Below are 25,986 nucleotides of genomic sequence, written 5' to 3'. Positions count from 1 at the left end.
CGCGGCCGCTTATCCCTGGAGACCGTCATGCAGCCCATCCATTCCCGCGCACGCCCTGGCTCGCTCACCGCGCGCACGCGCCTGCGCGGCTTCACCCTGGTCGAGTTGATGGTGGTCATCGTCATCATCGGCCTGCTTGCCACGGTGGTGATGATCAACGTGATGCCCAGCCAGGACCGCGCCATGGTCGAGAAAGCGCGCGCCGACGTGGCTGTGCTGGAACAGGCACTGGAAACCTATCGCCTGGACAACCTCAGCTACCCGAGCACCGAACAGGGCCTGCAGGCCTTGCTCACCGCGCCGAGCGGCCTGACCCGGCCGGAGCGCTACCGCCAGGGCGGCTATATCCGCCGCCTGCCGGAAGATCCGTGGGGCCATGCGTATCAATACCGCCGCCAGGGCCGCAGTGGTGGCTTTGACGTCTACTCGTTCGGTGCCGATGGCGCCGAAGGCGGCGACGCCGACAATGCCGATATCGGCAACTGGCGCTGAGTCGCAACAGTGCTCGCGCAAACGGCCATGGCAAGGCAAGCACGGACATGTGCGTCGCGGGCGCAGGCGCGCGGCTTCACCCTGCTCGAACTGCTCGCCGTCCTGGTGATCACCGCACTCGCCAGCACCTTGGTGGTGCTGACCTTGCCGGATACGCGGCGCGACCTGCACGACCAGGCCGATGCATTGGCCGGTGCCTTGGGCAATGCCCGCGACGAGGCGATCCTGAGCCTGCGCATGGTCGAGGTGAGCATCGATGCCGGTGGTTATGCATTCCGCCGCCAGGCGCAGCAACGCTGGGTGCCGCTGGATGAAAAACCTTTCGCCGCGATGCGCTGGCCTGCCGGCGTGCAGGCGCAGATGCCGGTGGGCGGTACGCAGGTGAGCGTGCGCTTCGACCCCACCGGTGCGGCCACGCCGCAACGCATCGCGCTGGCCGACGGCCAACAACAGCTGCAGGTCGTAGTGGACGCCGCCGGCGTGGTACGGGTCGATGCCCCACGGCCGTAACCCGCATGCCTGCGCCGGATTCTCGCTGCTCGAACTGATGGTCGCGCTGGCGATCTTCGGCATGGCCGTGGTCGGTCTGTTGAACGTGTCCGGCGAAAGCACGCGTACCGCGGTGGTGTTGGAAGAGCGTGCGCTGGCCGCGGTGGTGGCGGAAAACCAGGCGATCGAAGCGATGCTCGCGCCCACGGCCGCAGCACTGGTACCGGCCAACGGTCAGGAAACGCTGGGCGGACGCAGCTGGGACTGGCAGCGTCAGTCGATGCCGGCCGGTGCTGCGGGCATCGTGCGCATCCAGGTGCGGGTGCGGGCCGCAGCGCAGGCGCAGGAACTCGCCAGCTTGAGCGTGCTGCGGAGTGCCAAATGAGCCGCGCGCGTCGCAGCGCAGGGGGTGTCCGTGGCAGCGTGGGCTTCACCTTGATCGAGCTGCTGGTCGCCCTGGCGGTGTTTGCGCTGGTGGCAGTGGCGGCGGTGGTGGTGATGCGGCAGAGCATCGACCAGCGCGATGCCGTGCGTGCGCGCCTGCAGCAGGTGCGCGAGTTCCAGCTTGCCCATGGCCTGCTGCGCAGCGACCTGCAGCAGGCCGCAGTGCGGCGCACGCGCAATAGCGAGGGCGGCGCTGCACGCACCGCGTTCGTCGCAAGCCCGCCCGGTGTGCCCGGGCCCCTGTTCGGTTTTGTGCGACGCGGCTGGAGCAATCCGGATCAGGCGCCGCGCGCGTCGCTGCAATACGTGGAATACCGCCTGGTCGACGGACGCCTGGAGCGCAGTGCGCGTCCGGCCCTCGACGGTGCGGTCGCCGGCACGCCGCAGGTGGTGTTGCATGGCGTGCGCTCGGCGGTGGTGGGGTTCCACTATCGCGCGCAGTGGAGCGATGGCTGGAGCGGGGGGCTCGACGCGCTGCCGGATGCGATCGCGCTGGAGCTGGACCTGGAGCAATGGGGCCGCGTACGCCAGTTGTTCCTGCTGCCGGAGGGGCGCGGATGACGGCCTTGAATGCACGCAGGCAGCAACGTGGCGTCGCACTGCTGACGGTGTTGTTGCTGGTGGCGGTGATGACGCTGCTGATGGTTGCGGTGCTGGACGATCTGCGCTTTGGCCTGCGTCGCACCGGCAACGGCGAGGCGATGACACAGGCGCAGTGGTATGCGCTGGGCACCGAAACCGTCGCACGCGCGCGCCTGCAGGCACTGGCCAGGCGTGATCCGATGCGCACCACACTGGAAGGCGGCTGGAACGATCAGCCGATCATCTTCCCGCTGGACGACGGCACGGTGAGCGTGCGCCTGCGCGATCGCGGCGGCTGCTTCAATCTCAACAGCGTGGTCGCCGGTGCGCCCGAGCAATGGCAGCGCAGCGACGACGGCGCAGGCCAGTACCGCGCCTTGCTGGACGTGCTGGGCATCGCACCGCAACAAGCACAGGCGCTGACCGATGCGCTGGTGGACTGGATCGACAGCGACAGCCAACCCGGCGCACAGGGGGCCGAAGACGCACACTATCTGCAATTGGCAGTGCCGCGACGCACCGGTGCGACCCTGCTGGCGGGCGTCGGCGAACTGCGCGCCATCGCCGGCTACACGCCACAACTGATCGCGCAGTTGCGGCCGTATGTGTGTGCATTGCCGGAGGCGCGCCTGTCGCCGATCAATATCAATACGCTGCGCCCGCAAGATGCGCCGGTGTTGGTGGCACTGACCGAAGGCGTTCTGGAACTGCCGGCCGCGCGCCGCGTCATCGCCGCGCGGCCGGCCGCAGGATGGCGTGACGTCAGGACCTTCCTGAGCCAGCCTGCGCTGATCCAGGCCGAGCCTTCCAATGCGGTGCTGGAACAGATCGCACTACGCACCAGTTACTTCTCGCTCTACAGCCAGGTCGACCATGCAGGCGCGCAGGTGATGCTGGATGCCTTGCTGCAACAAGACCCTGCAGGGCGCGTGCGGCTGGTGGCGCGTCAATGGAGTTTCGACGAATGAGTACCAGCTTGCTGTTGCTGCCCGCCGATGCCACTGCGCCGGCGATTGCCGTGCGTGTGGACGCGCATGGCCAGGTACTGTCGCAGCGCGTGGCCAGCGCGCCGTACGAACCGTCCGCACGCAGCGTGCTGGTGGTGCCGGGCGTGGATGTGCATCTGCGCTGGCTGAGCCTGCCCGGCCGCAGCATCGCGCAGTCGGTAGCGGCCGCGCGCCTGCAACTGGCCGAACATCTGGCTGTGGAGACGCCGGCCCTGCATGTGGTGATCGCCGATCGCAGCGAGGCTGATGGCACGCGCCTGGTCGCTGCGGTGGATGGCGCAACGATGCAGCAGTGGTTGGCGCGCGCAGCGCAGCTGGGCGTCGTCCCCGATGCGGTGGTGCCCGATTGCCTGTTGCTGGAGCCCGGCGCGGACGCTGCGGCGGCAGTGGTGGACTGGGACGGTCGCTGGCTGATCCGTGGCGCAGGCCTGGCCTGCAGCCTGGAGCCGGAGGCCGCGCGCATGCTGCTGGGGGCGCGCGCGCCTGCACAGCCGCCAGCGCAGGACACCGCGCACGCCATTGCCTGCCTTGCGCAAGGCGCCACGCGCGCACCGATCAACCTGCTGCAACACGCGTTCGCTGCGCGGCCGGCCGCTGCGCGCACGGTCACTACGCGCCGTCTTGCGGCGCTGGCCGCGCTGGTGCTGCTGTCGCCGCTGGTGCTGGTGCTGGCACAGACACTGCGCTACGAAATCGGCGCGCGCCTGCTGCAATCGCGCGCCGCCGCGCAGTTGGGCGTGCGCGATGCGGCGGCGGTACCGGCCGCATTGCAGGCACGCCGGCACGCGGGTGCGGCCGCCGATGCCCTGGCCGTGCAGCTCGGCAGCCTGTTCGCAGCGGTCGATGCCGTTCCGGCGGCGGAACTGGACCAGCTCGACTATCAGGCCGCGCAGCCGCTGCGCGGCACACTGCTGCACAGCGATGGCGCCAGCCTGCAACAGCTGTCCGCGCGGCTGGCCGAAGCAGGATGGCAGCTGCAGCCGGGCAGTAGCCAGACCGAAGACGAGCGCATGCGGACACTGTTCGCACTGGAGCCAGTGCGATGAATGCACGCCTGCAACGCAGCACGCAGTGGTGGCAGGCGCGCGCGCCGCGCGAGCGGTTGATGCTGGGCGTGATGTGCGCCGCGCTGGCCGCGTTTGTCGGCTGGTACGCGCTCTACACCCCGTTGCAGCACTGGCACGCCCAGGCGCAGGCGCGCTATGCCGTTGCGGCGCAGCTGGTGCTCGATGCATCTGCACAGGCATCGGCAAGAAAGCGTGCCACCGCGCCGGGCACCGCGGCATTGGCCGAGCGCATCGCCAGCAGTGCACGCGATGCCGGCGTCAGCATCACCTCGCAGCAACGCAATGCAGCGGGTGGGGTGGACGTGCAGATCGATGCGGTCAGTGCCGTCACCTTGTTCGGCTGGCTGGAGCGGCTGCGCCAGGCGCATGGACTGGTGCCGACCCAGCTGCGCATCGTGCGCGACCAGGGCCAACTCCGGGTACGCTGCGGGTTTGCGGAGCCTGCACCGTGACGCGCCTGCGCTGGATCCTGATCTTCCTGCTGATGGTGGGTGTCGCGCTGCTGGCATGGCTGCCGCTGCGCCTGGTGCTGCCACGGGAGGGCCTGCCATTCTCGGCGCTGGACGTGGAGGGGCCGGTATGGGCCGGCACCTTGCGGCAGGTGCAATGGCAAGGCATCGCCTTCGGCGATGTCACGGTACGGCCGCGGCTGTGGCCACTGGTGCGCGGAGAGCGCCAGGTGCACCTGCAGGCCACGCAGCTGCAACTGCTGCTGGTGGATGGCGCGCAACACGGCATCCGCGATGCGCAGGGCCAGTTGCTGTTGCGCCAGCCAGCGGGCATGGCGTTGATCGATCTGGCATTGGAGCTGCAGCAGGTGGATCTGTTGTTCGATGCCACCGGCTGCGTGCAGGCAGCTGGGCGGGTTGGCCTGCAAGTGCTGGCAAGTGGGGCGGGCGAGCTGCACGGGCTACCGCCGTTGCGCCTGTCCGGACAGCCGCGCTGCGTGGGCGACACCGCCGTGCTCACCCTGCTGCCCGACGCCGCGCTGCCTGCCGGCGTACAGGCCGATGCACAGCTGCAGCTGTGGGGCGATGGACGCTGGCAGCTGCAGTCGCGTGTCGATCCGGGGCAGGACGCGGTGCTGGGCGTGGGCCTGCAACTGCTGGGCTTTGCCGCCACCCCGGAGCGCACCTTGCTGCGCGTCGACCAGGGGCAACTGCGCTGAGCGCAGCTTTGCTCGCCGGGCGTGGCGCGATCTTCCATCTGCACCATTCGCGTGCATGGGCACGGCCGGTGTCCTTGTCCCGGCCAACGCAGCGCCGCTTCTATCCAGTCCGCTGACATCGTTGTCGCCCTGGCGCGGCTTGCAGTCATCGCTGCAGGGCGTGGCTGCGGCGACGCGGCAGGCATGCCGCCCTCGATGACGTAGAAGCGCGCGGCACTGGACTGTGATGCCACCCACAATGCTTCCGCTGCATCGGCTACCGCCGGATCCTCGAGAAATTGGTCTGGTTACCAACGATTGGTCGGCGACTGGTCCTGTGACAACGATACCCGCGCCGCACCCAAACGATCCTGCACGCACCGTCGAAGGTCTTTGAAAACAGGCCTTGGCGCGCGATCCCGGCCGGGCGGAAAACGCTTTCGACAGTGACTGTTGACAGGATCTTTTAAAGACCATAAGAATCAAATCCACTGAATTGGTATTTGCCAGTCAGGGCCGTTGATCAGCAATGGCAGGCGATGACCGTCCTGGGAGGGAGACGGCATCGGCACCCACGGGGGGCCGTACGGGGTGCTCGTAGACAACAGATCGCAGGCGGTTCCGGACGTCCGGGACTGGTGGCCTGTGCGCGCGTGGGTGGGTTGCCCAACGCCGGGATCTGTCAGCGCTGATCGATCGGAATGCCAGCCGCGTCGTCGTCCAGCCATTCCACCTCAGGATCTCCCATGTCACCTGTCCCGCGTGCCGCGTTGCGTTGTTGTTCGCCCTCCTCGCTGTCCCTGGCCATTGCGCTGTCGCTGCTTGCCTGCGGCGCCAACGCGCAGGCGCAGGAATCGCCGCCGGCGGCATCGGCGCAGATTTCCCAGCTCGACACCGTCAAGGTCACCAGCTCCTACCAGAAGAGCCTGATCACCGCGATGGACAACAAGCGCGACGACGTGCGCATGACCGATGGCATCTCCGCGCAGGACATCGGCAAGTTTCCCGCCGAAAACATCGCCGAGGCGATCCAGCGCATCCCGGGCGTGCAGATCTCCACCATCAACGGGCGCGGCTCCACGATCAGCGTGCGTGGCCTGGGCCCGCAGTACTCGGCCACCACCATCAACGGCCAGGTGATCAAGAGCGCCGACTTCACCGATGGGTTCCGCTACGACATCATCCAGCCGGAAGTGGCCGCCGGGATCGAGGTGATCAAATCGCCGTCGGCGGACATGGACGCCGGTGGCCTGTCCGGCACGGTCAACATCAACACCACCAAACCGCTGGACTACCAGCAGACCAAGCTGCTGTTCTCGGCCAAGACGCAATATGCGGAGTTCGCCGGTGGCTCGCCCACGCCCAAGGGCGTGCTGACCTATATCGACCAGTTCAAGGCCGGTGGCGGCGAGCTGGGCGTGTTCCTCAGCGCCGGCTACCAGAAGCTCAAGGACCGCGCCGATTATTTGTGGATCGACCGCTGGTACACGCAGGACACCGACGCCGGCAGCTTGTACATCCCGCGTCGCCCGCGCTATCGCTCGATCGAGCGCGAGACCACCCGCAAGATGTTCAACGGCGGCCTGCAGTGGAAGCCCAACGACCAGCTGGAGATGAACCTCACTGCGCTGTATTCGCAGGACAAGACCGCCAACGACATGAACCAGCTGGTGTACTCGTTCGAGCGCACTCCGTTGACGGTGCTGCAGACCAATGGGCTGACCGCCACGCAGGTGGCGGCATCGGACTACTGGCTGGAAAACAACCGCCAGATCGAACAACACGACCTGTCCACGCAATTGCTCACCTACGACTTCAAGTGGAAGGGCGATGTCTGGACGCTCAGTGGCGCGGCCAATTACACCCAGGGCAAGACCGACGAAAACGAGCGCGCCGCGATCCTGGGCCGGATTCCGTCGGCGACGCTGCTGGACACCTCCAATCCCGACGCGATCTCGCTGACCACCGATGCCGACGCCACCGATGCCAGCGCCTGGGACAAGGCCAATCTGGTGCGCAGCGAGTACCCCAACGGTTCCATCCAGTCGCTCAGCAACAAGGAATGGTCGCTGCAGCTGGATGCCGAACGGTATCTGGAGCTGGGTGCATTGAATGCGGTGCGCTTCGGCGCCAAGTACCGCCGCGAGACCTTCGAGCGCGATGTGCGCCGGCGCGACTTCCTGTATCTGCTCAGGACCGGTGCCGTGTCGGGCTTCGACATGTTCCCGGAACTGTCGGCCGCCAACAGCACGGTGAGCAACTTCCTCGACAGGCAGCTCGCCTCGCAGGACAGCTGGGTCACTCCGGATATCGCCGCCTACGCGCGCTCGCTGGCGGCCGCCGGCATCAGCGTGCCGGTCCTGTTCGCGCCGCAAAGCAGCTACAGCATCGAGAACGACATTTCCTCGGCCTATGCGATGGCGCGCATCGACACCGACATCGGCAGCATGCGCCTGCGCGGCAATCTCGGCTTGCGCTACGAAAACACCAAGCGCACCACCGACACCTACCTGACCCAGGCGCAGGCCGCCAGCGACGATGCCAATGTGGTGATCGGCACCGCGCGTGCGCCGTACGAGTATTCCAACTGGCTGCCCAGCCTGAACCTGGTGCTGGACATGCGCGACGACCTGCTGCTGCGCTTTGCCGCCGCCAAGGTCCTGGTGCGGCCGATCCTGGACAGCAATACCGCCATCGCCTCGACCATTTCCACCGGCACCAATACCGGCGGCACGACGACCTATGTCGTCACCCAGGGCCGGACCGATCTGAAGGCGCTGACTGCCGACCAGGCCGACCTGAGCCTGGAGTGGTATTACGGCAATGGCGGCGCGCTCACCGTGGCCGGCTTCTGGAAGAACATCAAGAACGGCACCTTCAACAGCATCGTCTGCCCGGCCGCCTTCAACGGCACTGCGCTGTCCAGCAACGCGGCCGGCGACTGCGTGGACAGCGGCGGCGATATCTACGAGATCACCGCCACCACCAACGACCCGAGCAAGGTCAAGATCCGCGGCTACGAACTGGGCTGGACGCAATCGCTGGACGCCTGGTTGCCGATCGACGGCTTCGGGGTGACCACCAACTTCACCCGGGTGATTCCGCAGCGCGATACCGACTTCCAGATCCGCAACCTGTCCGAACAGACCTGGAACGCCACCGCGTACTGGGAGAGCACGCATTATTCGGCGCGCGTCTCGCTCAACCACCGCAGCGAGTACGAACAGGACAGCAGCGACAGCTTCTTCGCGCGCGAAGGCCACACCATGAAGGCGCGCACGCAGCTGGATGCGGTGCTTGGCTACCAGGTCAACGACACGCTGAGCTTCCAGCTGGGTGGCCTGAATCTCACCAACCGCACCGAGGAGGCGTACAAGGACATCGCCAGCCGCTGGCAGATGACCGGTGTCACCGGTCGCAGTTATTACCTGTCGATGCAGTGGGACATGCTGTGATGACGGGCGAGCAAGCGTGGTGCGGCCGTGCATCGCTGCGTGCGGCGGTCAGGGGTGAGTGCAACGCCGTTGGTCAGTACAACGCCGCAGGGGGGATGGGCGCGTGCCATGCTGCGGCCGCGGAAGTGGCTGCGCCGCGCGCCCCTCATCGCATGCCTGCAGCGCAGTCGAGCGGGCGCTGTCATGCGCAGGCGTGAGTTCCTTGCCGGCAGCGTCTGCGCCTCGTCGCTGCTTGGCGTGCCGGCGTTGCTGCCAGGCGCCGCGAGCGCCGCAACGACGCGCCTTGGTAGCGGCGGCATGCCGCATCCTGCACCACCGCCAGCGAGCACCGATGACGCTGGCCAATGGCTGGATCTGGACGAAGGTTGGCGCTTCCATGCCGGCGATCTGCCGTTGCCGCGCCTGCTTGCGCAAGACGAGACCTACGACAACGCCAAGGCCGGCCGCGCCTGGGGCGCGGCGGCACCGGACTTCGACGACACCGGCTGGCGGCAACTGCAGTTGCCGCACGACTTCGTGGTGGAGCAGACGGTGCGCGCCGACGCCAATATCGCGCAGGGCTATCGCCCGCGCGGCATTGCCTGGTACCGGCGCACGCTGCGGTTGGACGAGTCCGCGCGCGGCCAGGCGGTGGAACTGCGTCTGGACGGCATCGCCAGCCATGCCACCGTGTGGGTCAACGGCATGCTGATGGCGCGCAGCTGGAGCGGCTACACCGGGCTGGTCATCGACCTCACGCCGGTCGCGCGCTACGGCAATGCCATGAACAGCATCGCCATCCGCGTCGATGCCGAGGCCATGGATGGCTGGTGGTACGAGGGCGGCGGCATCTACCGGCACACCTGGCTGGTGCTGCGTGCGCCCTTGCATATCGCCGGCGACGGCCTGGCGGCGGTGCCGCGCGAAGGCGCTGGCGATGTCTGGCAGCTGCCGGTGCAGCTGGACCTGGTCAACAGCGGCGAACGGCCTGCCGAGGCGTGGGTGGATGTGGCGCTGCGCGACCCGAACGGTGCTGTCGTGGCGAGTGGCCAGACGCAACTGCGCGTGGCTGCATTCGGCACCGCGCAGGCGACGGTCAGCGTCGCGGTGGCGCAGCCGCAGCGCTGGAGCGTGGACACGCCGGTGCTGTATCGCGTGCAGGCCAGCGTGAGTGGCGCAGACGGCCGCAGCGACCGTGCCGGGTGCGAAATCGGCTTTCGCAGCCTGCGTTTCGATGCCGACAACGGCTTCTTCCTCAATGGCCGCCCGCTCAAGATCAAGGGCGTCTGTCTGCATCAGGACCATGCCGGCGTCGGGGTGGCGCTGCCCGATGCCTTGCACGCGTTTCGCCTGCAGCGCCTGAAATCGATGGGCTGCAATGCCATCCGCCTGCATCACGCGGTGGCACCGGAACTGCTGCAGGCCTGCGACCGGCTCGGCATGCTGGTGATGGCCGAGAACCGGCTGTTCAATCCCGCACCCGAGTATGTGGCGCTGCTGCGCAGCATGGTGCGGCGCCAGCGCAACCATCCCAGCGTGTTCCTGTGGTCGCTGCTCAACGAAGAGCCGCTGCAGGGCACCGCCACCGGCTACGCCATCATCGCGCGCGCCGCCAGCGCGGTGCGTGCGCTCGACGACAGTCGCCCGATCACTGCCGGCATGAACGACGGCATGTTCGCCACCCGCGGCGCGGCCGATGTAGTGGACGTGCTCGGCTTCAACTACCGCCAGTCCAACTACGACCGCGTGCATGCCGCGCGGCCACGCACGCCGATGCTGTCCAGCGAGGACACCAGTGCGTTTCAGACGCGCGGGGCGTGGTTCACCGACCTGGATGCGCACGTGGTGGCCGAAGACGACAGCCTGGCCGCGGACTGGGGCAATACCCACCGCCGCGCCTGGCAGCTGATTGCCGAACGTCCGTTCGTCGCCGGCAGCTTCGTGTGGACCGGCTTCGATTATCGCGGCGAACCCACGCCGTTCGAGTGGCCGTCGGTGGGGTCGTTCTTCGGCATCATGGACCAATGCGGATTTGCCAAGGGTGCCTACTGGTTGCGCCGCGCGTTGTGGATCGACGATGCGCCGGTGCTGCACCTGTTGCCGCACTGGAACTGGCCAGGCCGCGAAGGCCAGCCGATCAAGGTGATGGCGTTCTGCAATGCCGCGCAGGTGGAGCTGTGGCTCAACGGCCGCTCGCTGGGAAAGCAGATGGTGGATCGGGCGCAGATGAATCAGTGGCAGGTGGACTATGCGCCGGGCGTACTCGAAGCGGTGGCCTGGCGCGATGGCCGCGAGGTGGCGCGAACGCGGGTGGAAACCACCGGCGCGGCGGTCGCGCTGCGGCTCACGCCGGACCGCCCCCGGCTACGCGGCGATGGCCGCGATGCGCAACCGGTGACCCTGGAAGCGCTGGATACGCAAGGCCGCCACGTGCCCGATTGCAATGCACCACTGACGCTGCAGATCAGCGGTGGCCGCTTGCTGGGTGTCGGCAATGGCGACCCGAATGCGCATACGCCCGATCAGGGCACGCAGGTGGCCTTGTTCAACGGGTTGGCGCAGGCAATCGTGCAGGCCGGGCGTGGCGCAGGCGTGTTACGGCTGCAGGCGCGCAGCGCAGGCTTGCGCGATGCGGTGCTCGAGATCGCGTGCGCGGCGCTGCCGCTGCCAGCCATGGTGCCGATCGTGGCGCCGGTGATGGTGGTCGAGAGCTGGCGCCACACCGCCGCCTTCGCGCAGCCGCCGGCGCCGGATCTGCCGCGCCGCCCCAACGACAACAACAGCTGGAGCAATACGCTGCCCGGCACGCTGGAAACCGCACCCGAACGCGCCGGCTACGTGCTGTACCGCACCGAGTTCACGCCGTGGCAGGGCGTGCAAACCCACGGCGGCATGCTTGACCTGGGTCGTCTCAGCGGGCCGGTACAGGTATTTCTGGATGGCCGTGCAGTTGCCCAGGCACCTGCCGGCACGCCGATTCACGTGACGCTTGCACCCGCGACCGGCGCGCGCACGCTGGCGGTGATCCTGCAGGTCGCTGCCGATCAGCCGTTTGGATTCCACGACGTCGTCACCGTGCACTACGGGAACTCGCCATGATTGCCTCACCGTTTTTCCCGTCGACGTCTGTGCGCCTGTTTGCCGGCGCCGTGCTGGGCGCGTTGCTCGCCATTCCGCATCTGGTGCTGGCCGCACCGCCCGCGCAGGCGGTACTGCAACGCCTGATCGGCCCGCGCGCCGCACAGTTCGAGATGACGATGGCGCCGCGCGGCGACGGCGCGGACTGGTACCGCATCGACGCCGGTGGCGATGCGGTGCGCATTGCCGGCTCCTCGCAGGTGGCATTGGCGCGTGGGGCCTATGCGTATCTCGGCCAGACCGGCGCGGCCTCGATGAGCTGGGAAGGCGACCGCGTGGCGCTGCCGGCGCAATGGCCGGCCTACCGCAGCGGCCAGGTGCGCACGCCGTTTGCCCACCGCGCCTATCTCAACACCTGCACCTACGGCTACACCACGCCGTTCTGGGACTGGCCGCGCTGGCAGCGCGAGATCGACTGGATGGCGCTGCATGGCATCGACATGCCGCTGGCGATGGAAGGGCAGGAGGCGATCTGGCAGGCGCTGTGGCGCGAGTTCGGCGTGGGCGATGACGCGTTGGCGGAGTATTTCTCCGGCCCCGCGTTCACCCCGTGGCAGCGCATGGGCAATATCGAAGGCTATCGCGCGCCGCTGCCGCAGCACTGGATCGACAGCAAGCGCGTGCTGCAGACGCAGATCCTCACCCGCATGCGCGAGCTGGGTATGCAGCCGGTGCTGCCGGCGTTTGCCGGCTACGTGCCCAAGGCATTCGCGCAGGCGCATCCCAACGCGCGCATCTACCGCATGCGCGCCTGGGAAGGCTTCCACGAAACCTATTGGCTGGATCCGCGTGATCCCTTGTTTGCCCAGGTCGCGCGGCGGTTCCTGGAGCTGTACACGCAGGCCTACGGTGCAGGCGAGTTCTATCTGGCCGACGCCTTCAACGAGATGCTGCCGCCGGTGGCCGACGACGGCAGCGACGTGGCCGCCGCCAGGTACGGCGACAGCATCGCCAACTCCGACGCTGCACGTGCCAAGGCCGTGCCGCCAGCGCAACGCGACGCACGCCTGGCCGAGTACGGGCAGGCGTTGTATCGCTCGATCGCGCAGGTCAACCCGCAGGCCACCTGGGTGATGCAGGGCTGGCTGTTCGGTGCCGACAGAGCGTTCTGGCAACCGCAGGCGATCGCCGCGTTTCTCGACAAGGGGCCCGATGCGCGGTTGATGGTGCTGGACATCGGCAACGACCGCTATCCCGGCACCTGGAAGGCTTCGCAGGCCTTCGACAACAAGCAGTGGATCTACGGCTACGTGCACAACTATGGCGCCAGCAATCCGCTGTATGGCGACTTTGCGTTCTATCGGCAGGATCTGCAGGCCTTGCTGGCCGATCCGGACAAACGCAATCTGCGCGGCTTCGGTGTGTTCCCGGAAGGGCTGCACAGCAACTCGGTGGTCTACGAGTATCTCTACGCGCTGGCCTGGGAAGGACCGCAGCAGTCCTGGTCGCAATGGCTCACCCAATACACCCGCGCGCGCTACGGCCGCAGCGATACGGCCTTGCTGCAGGCCTGGTCGGATCTGGAAGCAGGCATCTACCAGACCCGCTATTGGTCGCCGCGCTGGTGGAACAAGCGTGCCGGTGCGTATCTGCTGTTCAAGCGGCCGACCGCCGACATCGTCGGCTTCGACGACCGCCCCGGCGACCCGCAACGCCTGCGCCGCGCCATCGATGCCTTGCTGCAGCAGGCCGGCCGCTATGCCGATGCACCGCTGTACCGCTATGACCTGATCGAAGACGCGCGGCACTACCTGAGCCTGCATGCCGACCGTCAATTGCAGGCGGTGGTGCAGGCCTACGACGCCGGCGAGTTCGCGCGTGGCGATGCGCTGCTGGCGCGCACCACGCAATTGGTGCAGGGGCTGGATGCACTGGTCGGCGGCCAGCATGAAACCCTGGCCGACTGGACCGGCCAGGCCGCCGCGGCCGCCGGCAACGATGCCGCATTGCGTCGCGCCTATGTCGGCAATGCACGTGCGCAGGTCAGCATCTGGGGCGGCGACGGCAACCTGGCCGATTACGCGTCCAAGGCGTGGCAGGGCATGTACGCGGATTTCTATCTGCAGCGCTGGACACGCTTTCTGCGCGCGTACCGCGCCGCGCGCAAGGCCGGCACGCCGTTCGACGCAGCGGCGGTCAACACGCAGCTTGCAGCCTGGGAAGGCCAATGGGCCGAGCAGGACGCGCTGCCGAAGCGACAGCCACCGCGCGATCCCTTGGCCTTGCTGCGTACGTTGCTGGCGCAGGTGGATGCGCAGGATGGCGTGCAGAACGCAGCGGGAAGCGCCAGGCAAGACGCGACGCAAGGCTTCGACCAGGGCAACGTGCAAGAAATTGCGCACGGCGCCGCGCACAGCGCCACGCAAGGAACTGCGCAATGAACAGATCCGCATTGCACCTGATGCTCGCGCAGGAGCGCAGTAGCGCCGATGCAAGGACGCAGGGCATAGGCAGCACCTATGCATGTCGTCCCCATCGGCAGTCACTGGGCAAGGAGCTGCGATGAGCGCATACCCATTCCCTGCTGCAGCTGGCACCGCAACCACACCGCCGACGCGCGAACGCTTCCTGTCGCTGGACGTCTTCCGCGGCCTGACCATCTTCCTGATGATCCTGGTCAACACCGCCGGCCCGGGTGCACAGCCGTACGCGCAGCTGACCCATGCGGCCTGGTTCGGCGTCACGCTTGCCGATCTGGTGTTTCCCTCGTTCCTGTTCGCCGTCGGCAGCGCAATGAGTTTTGCGTTGGCCACCCGCATGCCGCATCGGCAGTTCCTCGGCCGTGTGGGCAGGCGCGCCGCGCTGATCATGCTGTGCGGCGTGCTGATGTACTGGTTTCCGTTCTTCCATCTGCAACCCGACGGTGGCTGGGCGTTCACGGCGGTCGATCAACTCCGCCTGACCGGCGTGCTGCAGCGGATCGGCCTGTGCTACCTGCTCGCGGCGCTGTTGGTGCGCTATCTGCCGCCACGCGGTATCGCGCCGGTCTGCGTGGCGCTGCTGCTGGGCTACTGGGCAGCGCTGTATGCGTTCGGCCAGCCCGGCGCGGAGTTGAGCAAGACCGGCAATGCCGGCACCCGGCTGGATCTGTGGCTGTACGGGCGCGCGCATCTGTATCGCAAGGATGACGGCTTCGACCCCGAGGGCCTGCTCGGCACGCTGGCGGCCACGGTCAACGTGCTGGCCGGGTATCTGAGCGGGCGCTTCCTGCAGCGGCACGGCAAGACCGCTGCCGCCACGCGCAGCATGCTGCTGGCGGGCGCGGGGCTGGTGCTGCTGGCGCTGCTCTGGCACCCGGCCTGGCCGCTGTCGAAGAAGCTCTGGAGCGGGTCCTTCGTCGCCTGCACGGTGGGTCTGGATCTGCTGGCGCTGGGCGTACTGGTCTACCTGCTGGAGCTGCGTGGCTGGACCGGCGGCAGCGGTTTTTTCACCGTGCTGGGGCGCAACCCGCTGGCGATCTATCTGTTCTCCGAATTGTTCGTGGTGGTGTTGCGGCTGCTGCCGGCCGGCAGCTCCGGCCTGGACCTGTACGCCTGGGCCGGCATCCGCGTGTTCCAGACCATCGCGCCGGGCCCGCTGGGGTCGCTGCTGTGCGCGCTGAGCTACACGCTGCTGTGCTGGGGCGTGGGCTGGTGGATGGACCGGCGGCGCTGGTACCTGCGGCTGTGACGGCATCGCAAGCCAGGCGATGGCGCAGCCACTGGGCGCCTGCATGCGCCGGTGACGGGAAGCGGGCGTCTACCACGGCGTCGTGTCAGCGGGCCGCTGGACCGCAGGTCAGCGCCCGCCACGCTGCCGGGGCCGACTGCGGCTAATGCGCTGCAGGCAAATTGGTACTATATTGGACCTAACGAATCCAAGTCGGTCCGGAGGACAGGCAATGGCCAAACCGAAAACCGAAGCCAGGACGGACACCGACCCCCGGATGGACGCGCTGACGCTGGATGCCTCCGCGCCGACGCCACTGTATCTGCAACTGGCGAGCAAGCTGGACGAGCAGATCCGCGGCGCGCAGTGGAAGGCCGGCGAAGCGCTGCCGGCCGAGCGCCAGCTGTGCGAGCGGCTGCAGATCTCGCGGGTGACCCTGCGCCAGGCCGTGGACGTGCTGGTCGAACAGGGCCTGGTCTCGCGTCGGCAGGGCGCCGGCACCTTCGTCACCACGCAGATCCAGCATCAGCTCAGCGGCCTGACCAGTTTCAGCGAGACGCTGCGTATCAAGGGCTACGAGCCCGGCACCCGCTGGCTGGAGCGGCGGCTGCGCCCGGCGCATGGCGAAGAGATCCTGCGCCTGGGGCTGTCGCCGGACGCGGCGGTGGCCTCGCTCACCCGCCTGCGCAGCGCCGACGAGCGCGTCATGGCCTACGAGCACGCGGTGCTGCCGCAACGCATCGTCGCCGACCCGCAGCAGATCGGCGATTCGCTCTACAGCTATCTGGATGCACAGGGCACCCCGGTGGTGCGCGCCCTGCAGTATTTCCGCGCGATCAATCTGCCCGCGCGGCTGGCCGAGCACCTGCGCATGAAGACCGGCGAGGCGATCCTGCACGTGGTGCGCGTGGGCTATGCGCGCGACGGCAGTGCGATCGAATTGACCGACACCTATTGCCACAACGATTTCTACGATTTCGTCGCCGAACTGCGTCGCTGATCCAGCGCGGCGCCCCCCAACCGACAACTCAAGAGCCCGCCGATCCATGACTACCGCCAGGCCCGCAAATCCCGTTGTCTCGATCGCCATCGTCGGCGTGCTGTTCTTCATCATCGGCTTCTTCACCTGGATCAACGGGCCGCTGATCACCTTCGTGCGGCTGGCGTTCGACCTCAACGAGGTCAATGCCTTCCTGGTGCTGATGGTGTTCTACCTGTCGTACTTCTTCCTGGCGCTGCCGGCGTCGTGGATCCTCAAGCGCACCGGCATGAAGAAGGGGCTTGCGCTGAGCCTGGTGGTGATGGCGGTGGGCGCGGCCGGCTTTGGCCAGTTCGCCACCCAGCGCTGGTATCCGGGCGCATTGGGCGGCCTGTTCGTGATCGGCAGCGGCCTGGCGCTGCTGCAGACCGCGATCAACCCGTACATCAGCATCCTCGGGCCGATCGAAAGCGCGGCGCGGCGGATCGCGCTGATGGGTATCTGCAACAAGATCGCCGGCATCCTGGCGCCGATCCTGATCGGTTCGCTGGTGCTGCACGGCATCGGCGATCTGTCCGCGCAGGTGGCCAGCGCCGATGCCGGCACCAAGGAACAACTGCTCACCGCCTTCGCCGCCAAGATCCACGCACCGTATCTGGTGATGTCCGGCGTGCTGCTGTTGCTGGCGATCGGCGTGCTGTTCTCGCCGCTGCCGGAGCTGCGGGCCTCCGAGGCCAATGCCACGCCCGGCAGCGCGGCTGGCGTGCAGAAGTCCAGCATCTTCCAGTTCCCGCATCTGTGGCTGGGCGTACTGTGCCTGTTCGTCTATGTGGGCGTGGAAGTGATGGCCGGCGATGCAATCGGCACCTACGGCCACGGTTTCGATCTGCCGCTGGACAGCACCAAGATCTTCACCTCCTACACGCTGGGCGCGATGCTGCTGGGCTATCTCGCCGGCCTGGTGTTGATCCCGCGGGTGATCTCGCAGGCGCGCTACCTGAGCGTGTCGGCGGTGCTGGGCGTGCTGTTCTCGCTGGGCGCGCTGCTGACCCATGGTTATGTGTCGGTGGGCTTCGTGGCCGCGCTCGGTTTTGCCAACGCCATGATGTGGCCGGCGATCTTTCCGCTGGCCATTCGCGGGCTTGGCCGCTTCACCGAGATCGGCTCGGCACTGCTGGTCATGGGCATTGCCGGCGGCGCGATCATTCCGCAGCTGTTTGCCATTCTCAAACAGCACTACGACTTCCAGGTCGTGTTCGCTGCGCTGATGGTGCCGTGCTATCTGTACATCCTGTTCTATTCGCTGCGCGGTTACCGTGTGGGCCTGCCGGCCCAGGCCAAGTGAACCGGGCGGCATGATGCGTTCCGACGAACAAGGTACACCCATGCGCAGGCCCACCATCAAAGATGTCGCCGAGCGCGCCAAGGTCTCGTTGAAGACCGTGTCGCGCGTGATCAACAACGAACCTTCGGTGATGCAGGCCACGCGCGCGCGCGTGCTGCGCGCCATCGCCGATCTGGACTACGAACCCGATCCGTCCGCGCGCAACCTGCGCAGCGGCACGCCGTTCGTGATCGGCCTGGTCTACGACAACCCCAACCCGTACCACATCATCGGCATCCAGAATGGCGTGCTGGCCGCCTGTCGCGAGACCGGCTTCGGCCTGCAGATCCATCCCTGCGATTCCACCTCGCCATTGCTGGCCGAGGAACTGGCCGAATGGGTGCAGCGCTCGCGGCTGGCCGGCGTGGTGCTGACCGCACCGATGTCCGAACGCCCCAAGCTGATGGCCGGCCTGGCCGCGCGCGGCATCAAGAGCGTGCGCATCATCGCCGCCACCGACGATCCGGGCGATGGTCCCTGCGTGTATATCGACGACCGTGCTGCCGCCTACGAGATCACCGAGCATCTGGTGCAGCTGGGCCATCAGCGCATCGGCTTTTTGTGGGGCGGCCCGCAGCACCGCTCCAGTGGCGAGCGCTATGCGGGCTACGAAGCCGCGTTGAAGGACTACGGCATCACCCTGGACAAGCACCTGGTGATTCCCGGCGATTACACCTTCGACGACGGCTTCCGTGGCGCGCGCCGCCTGCTGTCGCTGCGCGAGCCGCCGACCGCCATCTTCGGCAGCAACGACGAAATCGCCGCCGGCGTGCTGGCCGCGGCCAAGTCCACCGGCATGAACGTGCCGTACCAATTGTCGATCGCCGGCTTCGAGGACAGCCCGTTCTCGCGCCAGTCCTGGCCGGCGCTGACCACCGCCAAGCAGGCCACCGACGACATCGCGCGGCATGCCGCACGCCTGTTGATCAGCCAGTTGCGCAGCGATGCCTACGACGACCAGCCCGCGCAACTGCAGAACCGCGGCTTCGTGCCGCAGCTGGTGGTGCGCGGTTCCACCGCACCGGCGCAGACGCCGGCCGCCAAATCCTTTCCCCCCGAATCCGCCTGAGCCTGATGAGCCTTCCCACCGAAACCGAGACCTTGATGTTCCGCGAGGCGGCGCAGACTGCCGACGTGGTCGCCGCACAGTTCGCCCGTAATGCCGACACCGTTGCTGCACTCGCGCAGTCGCTGCGCGATACGCCGCCGCCGTTCGTGGTGACCTGCGCGCGCGGCAGTTCCGATCACGCCGCAACCTACGCCAAGTATCTGTTCGAAACCCAGCTCGGCATCGTGACGGCCTCTGCATCGCCGTCGGTGGGCTCGGTCTATGCAGCGCCGCTGCAATTGCGCGGCGCGCTGTATATCGTGATTTCGCAGTCGGGCAAGAGCCCGGACCTGTTGCGCAATGCCGAGGCCGCCAAGGCGGCCGGCGCGCGCGTGGTCGCCCTGGTCAACGTTGAGGATTCGCCGCTGGCGCAACTGGCCGAGGTGGTGATCCCGCTCGGCGCCGGCCCGGAAAAAAGTGTCGCCGCCACCAAGAGTTATCTCGCCTCACTGGCCGCCGTGCTGCACCTGGGCGCGGTGTGGAAGAACGACCCGGCCCTGCTCGCGGCGGTGGATGCATTGCCGCAGCAGTTGCGCAGCGCCTGGCAGGCCGACTGGTCCGCACTCACCGCCGGCCTGGTGCCTGCGCACAACCTGTTCGTGCTCGGGCGTGGTCTGGGCCTGGGCGCGGCGCAGGAAGCGGCGCTGAAGTTCAAGGAAACCTGCGGCCTGCATGCCGAAGCGTATAGCTCGGCCGAGGTCAAGCATGGCCCGATGGCGCTGGTGGGGCCGGGCTTCCCGGTGCTGGTATTTGCGCAGCCGGATGAAACCGGCGCGGGCACGCGCGCGCTGGCCGAAGAGTTCCGCGCCCGTGGCGCACAGGTGTGGCTGGCCGCGCCCGATGGCGATCTGCCGCTCGTCGATGCCGTGCATCCGGCCAGCGCACCGCTGCTGACCGTGCAGAGCTTCTACCGCGCGATCAACGCGCTGGCCCTGCAGCGCGGCCATAATCCCGATCTGCCGCCGCATTTGAACAAGGTCACGGAAACCGTTTGAACATGGATGCTTCCCCGATTCAGGCGTTATGCAATGCACGCGTGCTCACCGACGACGGCCTGCAGGATGGACTGGCCGTATTGCTGGCCGGCACGCAGATCCTGGCGATCGTGGCGGCCGACGATGCGCGTGTTGCGCAGGCGCATACGCGCGTGGATCTGGGTGGCGGCACCTTGCTGCCCGGGTTTATCGACATCCAGGTCAATGGCGGTGGCGGCATGTTGTTCAACAACGCGCGCGACCCGCAGGCCCTGGCCACCATCGCCGCAGCCCATCGTCGCTACGGCACCACCGGCATGCTGCCGACGCTGATCAGCGACACCGCCGAGGTCATGGCCGAGGCGATCGACGCCACGCGCCAGGCCATCGCGCAAGGCGTGCCCGGCGTGCTCGGCATCCATCTGGAAGGCCCATACCTGAGCCCGGCGCGCAAGGGCACCCACGATGCACACAAGTTCCGCCTGCCCGACGCGCACGAGATTGCCGTCGATACCTCGCTGGACAACGGCGTCACCCTGATCACGCTCGCGCCCGAGCGCGTGCCGCTGGACGACATCCGCGCCTTCGTCGCCGGTGGCGCGATCGTGTTCGCCGGCCACACGGCGGCGACGTACGAGCAGGCGCACGCTGGCATTGCCGCCGGCGTCAGCGGGTTCACCCATCTGTACAACGCGATGTCGCAACTGACCGGGCGCGAGCCCAGCGCGGTGGGCGCCGCACTGGAAGACTCCGCTGTGTGGTGCGGCATCATCGTCGACGGCGTGCACGTGCATCCGGCCAGCCTGCGCCTGGCGCTGGCCGCCAAGCCGCGCGGCAAGCTGTTGCTGGTCACCGACGCCATGCCGATGGTCGGTGCCGACAGCCCCAGCTTCGACCTGTACGGCGAAACCATCACTGCGGTGGACGGCGTGGTGCGCAATGCCGACGGCGCCCTGGCCGGCTCGGCGCTGGACATGGCCACCGCAGTGCGCAACAGCGTGCAGTGGCTGGGCGTGGACCTGGCCGAAGCCGCACGCATGGCATCGACCTATCCTGCGCAATGCATCGGCCTGGGCGACCGGCTGGGGCGCATCGCACCGGGCTACCAGGCCGACCTGGTGCTGGTGGATGCCGATGTGCAGGTGCTCGGCACCTGGGTGGCCGGGCAGGGCGCGTAAGCATATCGGCCGGGCCGCAGACGCCCGCGTCAAGCGGGCTTGATGACTGCGCGACGCCGCATGTGTTGTTCAACCACCGCGGTTGTTGCGCGCAATCTGCGGCCGCAGTGCCCCTCGTCGCCACGTCCGGCGGGTGGGATGTCGCAGCTCGCGTACGGCATGCAGCGCATTCAGATGACTGCTAGAGTTGCGTCCGACCTCAGCTTGCGACGGGTGAAGGATGAACTACGCATGGACGCGATGGTGGCTGCTGCTGAGCCTGTTGTGCAGCGTGCATGCGGTGGCAGCGATTCCACACTGGTACGCGGCTGCCGGTGGCGCTGATTACCAACTGACTGCCGTGCAAGGCGACGTGCAGTCCGGTGAAGGGGCGCAATTGCGTCTGACCGCAGTTGCCGCGCGCACTGCGCCGTTCGGGGCTGCCTCCGCAGCGTTGGACGCGGTTTCCTTGCGCGGCCAGTCGTTGCTGTTGTCCGGTGTATTGGCAACCTCCAACGCATCGCAGGGCGCTACGTTGTGGATGCGCGCCGACGATGCGCATGGCAAACGCCTGGCGTTCGAAAGCTCACAAACCGACCCGGTCGTCGGTACGACGCGTGCAAGCCGCTCCATTGCGCTACAGGTACCGATGGGCGCGCAGAAGGTGTTGATCGGTGTTGTGCTGCGAGGCGATGGAGCGCTGGACGTAAGCCAGCTGCGTTTGATTGCAGAGCCGCTGGCCGATGCGGCATCGGCCAGCGCGATCCTGGATGTCGCCATCCCCGCGATCCGGGAGAACGCCTTGCACAGCGCCCGCATCGATTGGACCACGCGTGAGCCGCAGCTGCGTGCGCAGGCCGCGGACATGCGCGAAGTGGACGCCTATGTCGCCATCGATGCATTGGTCGCCCAGCTCGATGACGGCCATAGTTTCCTGATGCGTCCTTCCAGGCGATATGCCGTGGAAGCCGTTGCACAGCGCGAGCGGCCCACCATGCAGGCGCGTCTGCTGCCATCCGGCATCGCCTATCTCGAGGTCCCCGGCCTGATGACGTCCTCCAAGGAAGTCAGCAATGCTTACGGGACATCGCTTGCAACGGCGCTGGATCAAGCCGCCGCACAGGCCAGCTGTGGCTGGATCGTCGATGTACGCAATAACACCGGCGGCACGATGTGGCCAATGATCAACGGGCTGCATCCGCTACTGGGTGATGCAGTGCTCGGCAGCTTTGTCGATGCGGCAGGCAAGCAATCGCCCTGGCGGGCACGATCTTCGGCACGCGCGACTGCCTCGCTGCAAATAGATCGCCCGGTCGCGATCTTGATCGGCCCCAGGACCGCAAGTGCGGGCGAGATGGTCGCGATCTCCTTTCGCGGCCGTGCAAATACGCGTAGCTTCGGTCAGCCAAGCGCCGGCCAGACCACCGGCAATCGCTCTGTGGACCTGCCTGGCGGCGCTGTCCTTGCGATTGCCAGTAGCCACACGCAGGATCGCAACGGGCGTCGCACCGACGGCCGGCTGCAGCCGGATGTCCTGCTTGGCTCGCAGGTGGATATGATCGATGCTGCTGCACAGTGGCTGCGGACGCAGGCCTGCATCCGTTCCAGGTGATCGCCTGTTCGAGGGCTGACGTATCCGCCAGACATGTGACGATCGACCGGTGTCGGTGCGCTGTTAGCCGTATGGACCCGACGTGGTTGCAATGGCTTGCTTCGCCGCCGAGTGCCGCGATCGCAAGGCGATCTGCAGTGCGCGAACACTGCCTGCGGAACATTAAACGCTTGCACGCACCACATCGATGTCTGCAAACACGCTGCATTGCGGCATTCGGCCGCGCGGCCTATGGCGGCCGTCCTCTAACGGCAGTGGTCTATTCATCGAGGCGAAGGAATGCGGTCACGATTGCATTGTCATTCCAATATCTGCACTCAGGGCGCGGTTTCAGGCATGAAAGTGGCTATTTGTGTCGTTGAGTTGACAGCGCCGCGTGGGGAAGGCACCTTCGCTGATAACGTTGTCAGCGATCAGGAGCGTGCTCCGACTTCATGAAAGACGTTGCCGGCCGGTCATGCATCGGCCTGGCGCCTTGCCCCGCACGCCGCCACCGGCCTGCGGGAAGACGCTGCTCGCCGTCCGGTGTACAGGGGGACGGATCGCGGGTGTGGCGCGCGCTCTGCGCGTTCTCAAGCAACCGGACGGTTGCGACCCGACGCATCAGCCAAGAGGTCCACGCAATGCTGCAAGCCCGTGTGTGTGAGTTGTCCCGTGATTCCGCCAACGCTGCCGAGCGTGCGCCATGTCGCTCGCGACTGAGCGTTGCCGTCCGTCGCCTGCTGCTGGGAGGCGCTGCCCTTGCCGGTGCCAGCATGCTTCCCGCGTTTGCGCAGGAGGCGGAACCCGCCCAGCAACAGCCGCCCGCGCAGACCAGCCCATCGGTGTCCACGCTGGACGAGGTCAAGGTGGTCGGCTATCAAGCCAGCCTCGGCAAGGCACTCAACGTCAAGCGCAATGCCGATGCGATCGTCGATGCGATCAGCGCCGAAGACATCGGCAAATTCCCCGATACCAACGTCGCCGAGTCACTGTCGCGCCTGTCCGGCATCACCGTGGACCGGCAGTTCGGCGAAGGCGAGAAGGTCAGCATCCTCGGCACCGATCCGGCGCTCAACCGTGTGCTGCTCAACGGCCAGACCATTGCCTCCACCAGCTGGGGCGGCGACCCCAACGACCCGGACAGCCGCTCGTTCAACTACAGCACGCTGGCGCCGGAAGTGGTCGGCCTGATGGAGGTCTACAAAACACCGGAGGCGCGCATCGACGAAGGTTCGATCGGTGGCACCGTGATCGTGCACACGCGCAAGCCGCTGGAGCTCGAACGCAATACGCTGACCGGTACGGTGAGCTACGGTTACAACGACCGGTCCGACGAAGGCAAGCCGAACGCTTCGGCCCTGTACAGCTGGAAGAACCAGGATGAAACGTTCGGTGTCCTCACCTCGGTGATGCATTCGCAGCGCGTGCTGCGTCGCGATGGCGTGGAGATCTTCGGCTACGACGATGTCGCCGGCGCTGCGTTTCCGCCGGCCGTGGTCGGCACTAACACCGGCGTATTTCCGACCTCGATCAACACCGCCTTGTTTCAGCAGACGCGCAAACGCGATGGTGTCAGCGCTGCATTGCAGTGGAAGCCGGATGCCGATTTCGAGCTCAACCTGACCGGCCTGTACGTCAAGGAAAGTTTCGACAACTACAACCAGAGCCGCTACGGGTACTGGGGCTCCAACCCTGGCGATGCGCAGGCGCTGGGCTTCGAGAACGGCGTGGCGACCTCGGGCACCTTCGGCGATCAGTCCACCACATTCCTGGATGGCTACCTGCGCAACAGCGATGTCACCACCGGCAGCATCCATCTGCGCGCGGACTGGCATGGCGACGGCTGGAATGCATCCAGCCAGGTGGGGTATACCAGTTCGCAAGGCGGCGCCGAGCGCATCTACGGCATCCAGTTCCGTAATCTCGCCGGTTACAGCTACGACATCGACGGGCGCCGCACCGCGATGGACTACAGCACCGACCCCACCAACGCGGCGGCGATGCAACTCAACAATGCCTCGGCCAGCCACAGCCCGCAGTACGACAAGGAGCGCTACCTGCAGCTGGATTTCGACCATGCGGTGGAGTGGGGGCCGTTCACGCAGATCCTGACCGGCATCAAGCTCACCAATCACGCCACCGGGCAGTCGTCCTACAGCCGTACCTGGACACCGAACGACGGCAGCACGCTCGCAGATTTTTCGCCAGGCACCACGCCGTCCGGCTACCTGGACGGCCTGTCCACCAGCGCCGACATGCAACGCTGGTCCACCATCGGCCGCAGTGCGATCGGTCGCTACATCGGTGGCCTGGAAGGCGATGCCGGCCTGCCGATCAGCTACGCCGGCAACTACAGCATCGAGGAGCAGAACCGCGCCTGGTTCCTGCAGGGCAATTTTTCCGGCGAGCGCTATCGCGGCAACATCGGCGTGCGGTACGTGCACACGCGTGATTCCACCGATGGTTTCAGCTACGCGCCCGGTGGCGGCTACACACCGGTCAACTTCCTCAACAGCTACGGCAAGTGGCTGCCGTCGTTCAACATCGCCTACGACCTGCGCGATGACCTGATGCTGCGCCTGGCTGCCTCCAAGGTGATTGCGCGGCCGCGCTACACCAACATGACCCCGTACGTGGCCACCGACGACACCACGCTTACCGCGTCCACGGGCAATCCCGGCCTGAGCCCGTATGAGTCCACCAACCTGGGCGCATCGCTGGAGTGGTATTTCTCCGACAGCAGCCTGCTCAGCGGCGAGTTCTTCTCGCGCGATATCTCCAACTACATCCTCACCACGGTGGAAGACCGGGTGTTCTTCAACAACGCCACCGGCGGCTCAAGCACCTACCAGACCTCCGTGCCGACCAACGCCGGCGATGCCAAGGTGCAGGGCGTGGCGCTCAACCTGCAGCACAACTTCGGCAACGGGTTCGGCGTGGTGGCCAACTACACCTATTCCGATTCGAAAACCGATGGCGATTACAGCCTGCCGTACAACTCGCGCAACGCCTACAACATCAGCCCGTACTACGAGCAGGGCAAATGGAGCGCACGGGTGAACCTGGGCTGGCGCTCGGAATATTTCACCCAGATCGGTCGCCTCAACGGGCAGCAGATGACCGATGCGTTCACCCAGGTCGATGCGTCGTTCGGCTACCAGGCCACCGAGCGGCTGCGCGTGGCACTGGAAGCCACCAATCTGCTGGACGAAACCTACTTCAGCTACATCGGCAACAAGAACCAGCCGTACTACATCTACAAGAACGGCCGCTCCTTCATGCTGAGTCTGAACTTCAAGCTGTGACGCATGGCCAGGCGGCTGCTGTTCTGCAGCCGCCTGG

Annotated in this window: 19 protein-coding genes; all 19 read left to right on the top strand. The window is 66.9% G+C overall.

Annotation, left to right across the window (positions count from 1 at the left end):
• Window positions 1-27: 27 nt before the first annotated feature.
• Window positions 28-492 carry a type II secretion system major pseudopilin GspG gene (gspG, locus tag EO170_RS09895; RefSeq protein ID WP_126944525.1) on the top strand — a complete coding sequence of 155 codons (465 nt, stop codon included), beginning with the start codon at window positions 28-30 and terminating at the stop codon, window positions 490-492.
• Window positions 493-519: 27 nt separating this feature from the next.
• Complete coding sequence (locus tag EO170_RS09890; RefSeq protein WP_126944522.1) at window positions 520-1,002, top strand: GspH/FimT family pseudopilin; 483 nt, start codon at window positions 520-522, stop codon at window positions 1,000-1,002.
• The gene (gene gspI, locus EO170_RS09885) at window positions 986-1,366 is read left to right on the top strand and encodes a type II secretion system minor pseudopilin GspI (RefSeq protein ID WP_126944519.1); all 381 of its coding nucleotides are present in this window, start codon (window positions 986-988) and stop codon (window positions 1,364-1,366) included. Before EO170_RS09890 ends, gspI begins: the two co-directional genes overlap by 17 nt.
• On the top strand, window positions 1,363-1,986 hold the full coding sequence (gene gspJ / locus EO170_RS09880; protein ID WP_126944517.1) for a type II secretion system minor pseudopilin GspJ: 624 nt from the start codon (window positions 1,363-1,365) through the stop codon (window positions 1,984-1,986). Before gspI ends, gspJ begins: the two co-directional genes overlap by 4 nt.
• Window positions 1,983-2,975 (top strand): type II secretion system minor pseudopilin GspK, encoded by a 993-nt coding sequence (gspK, locus tag EO170_RS09875; RefSeq protein ID WP_126944515.1) that lies wholly within the window; start codon window positions 1,983-1,985, stop codon window positions 2,973-2,975. Before gspJ ends, gspK begins: the two co-directional genes overlap by 4 nt.
• On the top strand, window positions 2,972-4,060 hold the full coding sequence (gene gspL, locus EO170_RS09870; protein ID WP_126944512.1) for a type II secretion system protein GspL: 1,089 nt from the start codon (window positions 2,972-2,974) through the stop codon (window positions 4,058-4,060). The genes gspK and gspL overlap by 4 nt, the downstream gene beginning before the upstream one ends.
• Window positions 4,057-4,533, top strand: a complete 477-nt coding sequence (gene gspM, locus EO170_RS09865; protein WP_126944509.1) for a type II secretion system protein GspM — start codon at window positions 4,057-4,059, stop codon at window positions 4,531-4,533. The genes gspL and gspM overlap by 4 nt, the downstream gene beginning before the upstream one ends.
• 5 nt (window positions 4,534-4,538) lie before the next feature.
• Window positions 4,539-5,249 (top strand): type II secretion system protein N, encoded by a 711-nt coding sequence (gene gspN / locus EO170_RS09860; RefSeq protein WP_126945384.1) that lies wholly within the window; start codon window positions 4,539-4,541, stop codon window positions 5,247-5,249.
• 725 nt (window positions 5,250-5,974) lie between these two features.
• Window positions 5,975-8,683 (top strand): TonB-dependent receptor, encoded by a 2,709-nt coding sequence (locus EO170_RS09855; RefSeq protein WP_126944506.1) that lies wholly within the window; start codon window positions 5,975-5,977, stop codon window positions 8,681-8,683.
• A gap of 183 nt (window positions 8,684-8,866) precedes the next feature.
• Window positions 8,867-11,761 carry a beta-galactosidase GalA gene (gene galA / locus EO170_RS09850; protein WP_126944498.1) on the top strand — a complete coding sequence of 965 codons (2,895 nt, stop codon included), beginning with the start codon at window positions 8,867-8,869 and terminating at the stop codon, window positions 11,759-11,761.
• A complete protein-coding gene (locus tag EO170_RS09845) occupies window positions 11,758-14,181 on the top strand; it encodes an alpha-N-acetylglucosaminidase (protein ID WP_126944495.1) in 2,424 nt (807 codons plus the stop codon). The genes galA and EO170_RS09845 overlap by 4 nt, the downstream gene beginning before the upstream one ends.
• A gap of 121 nt (window positions 14,182-14,302) precedes the next feature.
• Window positions 14,303-15,469 carry a heparan-alpha-glucosaminide N-acetyltransferase domain-containing protein gene (locus tag EO170_RS09840; RefSeq protein WP_126944492.1) on the top strand — a complete coding sequence of 389 codons (1,167 nt, stop codon included), beginning with the start codon at window positions 14,303-14,305 and terminating at the stop codon, window positions 15,467-15,469.
• A 256-nt stretch (window positions 15,470-15,725) separates the two neighbouring features.
• Window positions 15,726-16,448: a GntR family transcriptional regulator gene (locus tag EO170_RS09835; RefSeq protein WP_164739039.1), complete on the top strand. Its 723-nt coding sequence runs from the start codon at window positions 15,726-15,728 to the stop codon at window positions 16,446-16,448.
• A gap of 46 nt (window positions 16,449-16,494) precedes the next feature.
• On the top strand, window positions 16,495-17,772 hold the full coding sequence (locus EO170_RS09830) for a sugar MFS transporter (RefSeq protein WP_104583815.1): 1,278 nt from the start codon (window positions 16,495-16,497) through the stop codon (window positions 17,770-17,772).
• Window positions 17,773-17,812: 40 nt separating this feature from the next.
• Window positions 17,813-18,880 (top strand): LacI family DNA-binding transcriptional regulator, encoded by a 1,068-nt coding sequence (locus EO170_RS09825; protein ID WP_126944489.1) that lies wholly within the window; start codon window positions 17,813-17,815, stop codon window positions 18,878-18,880.
• Window positions 18,881-18,885: 5 nt separating this feature from the next.
• Window positions 18,886-19,914, top strand: a complete 1,029-nt coding sequence (locus tag EO170_RS09820) for an SIS domain-containing protein (protein WP_119129598.1) — start codon at window positions 18,886-18,888, stop codon at window positions 19,912-19,914.
• A 2-nt stretch (window positions 19,915-19,916) separates the two neighbouring features.
• Entirely contained in the window at window positions 19,917-21,071 is a 1,155-nt protein-coding gene (gene nagA / locus EO170_RS09815) for an N-acetylglucosamine-6-phosphate deacetylase (RefSeq protein WP_126944486.1), read from the top strand.
• A 220-nt stretch (window positions 21,072-21,291) separates the two neighbouring features.
• A complete protein-coding gene (locus EO170_RS09810; RefSeq protein WP_206513994.1) occupies window positions 21,292-22,662 on the top strand; it encodes a S41 family peptidase in 1,371 nt (456 codons plus the stop codon).
• Between the two features lie 755 nt (window positions 22,663-23,417).
• Window positions 23,418-25,949, top strand: a complete 2,532-nt coding sequence (locus tag EO170_RS09805) for a TonB-dependent receptor (RefSeq protein WP_126944483.1) — start codon at window positions 23,418-23,420, stop codon at window positions 25,947-25,949.
• Window positions 25,950-25,986 lie beyond the last annotated feature (37 nt).

Source organism: Xanthomonas sp. BRIP62409 (assembly GCF_003992965.1).
Taxonomy (GTDB): domain Bacteria; phylum Pseudomonadota; class Gammaproteobacteria; order Xanthomonadales; family Xanthomonadaceae; genus Xanthomonas; species Xanthomonas euroxanthea.
This window is presented reverse-complemented; position numbering and strand designations above follow the sequence as displayed.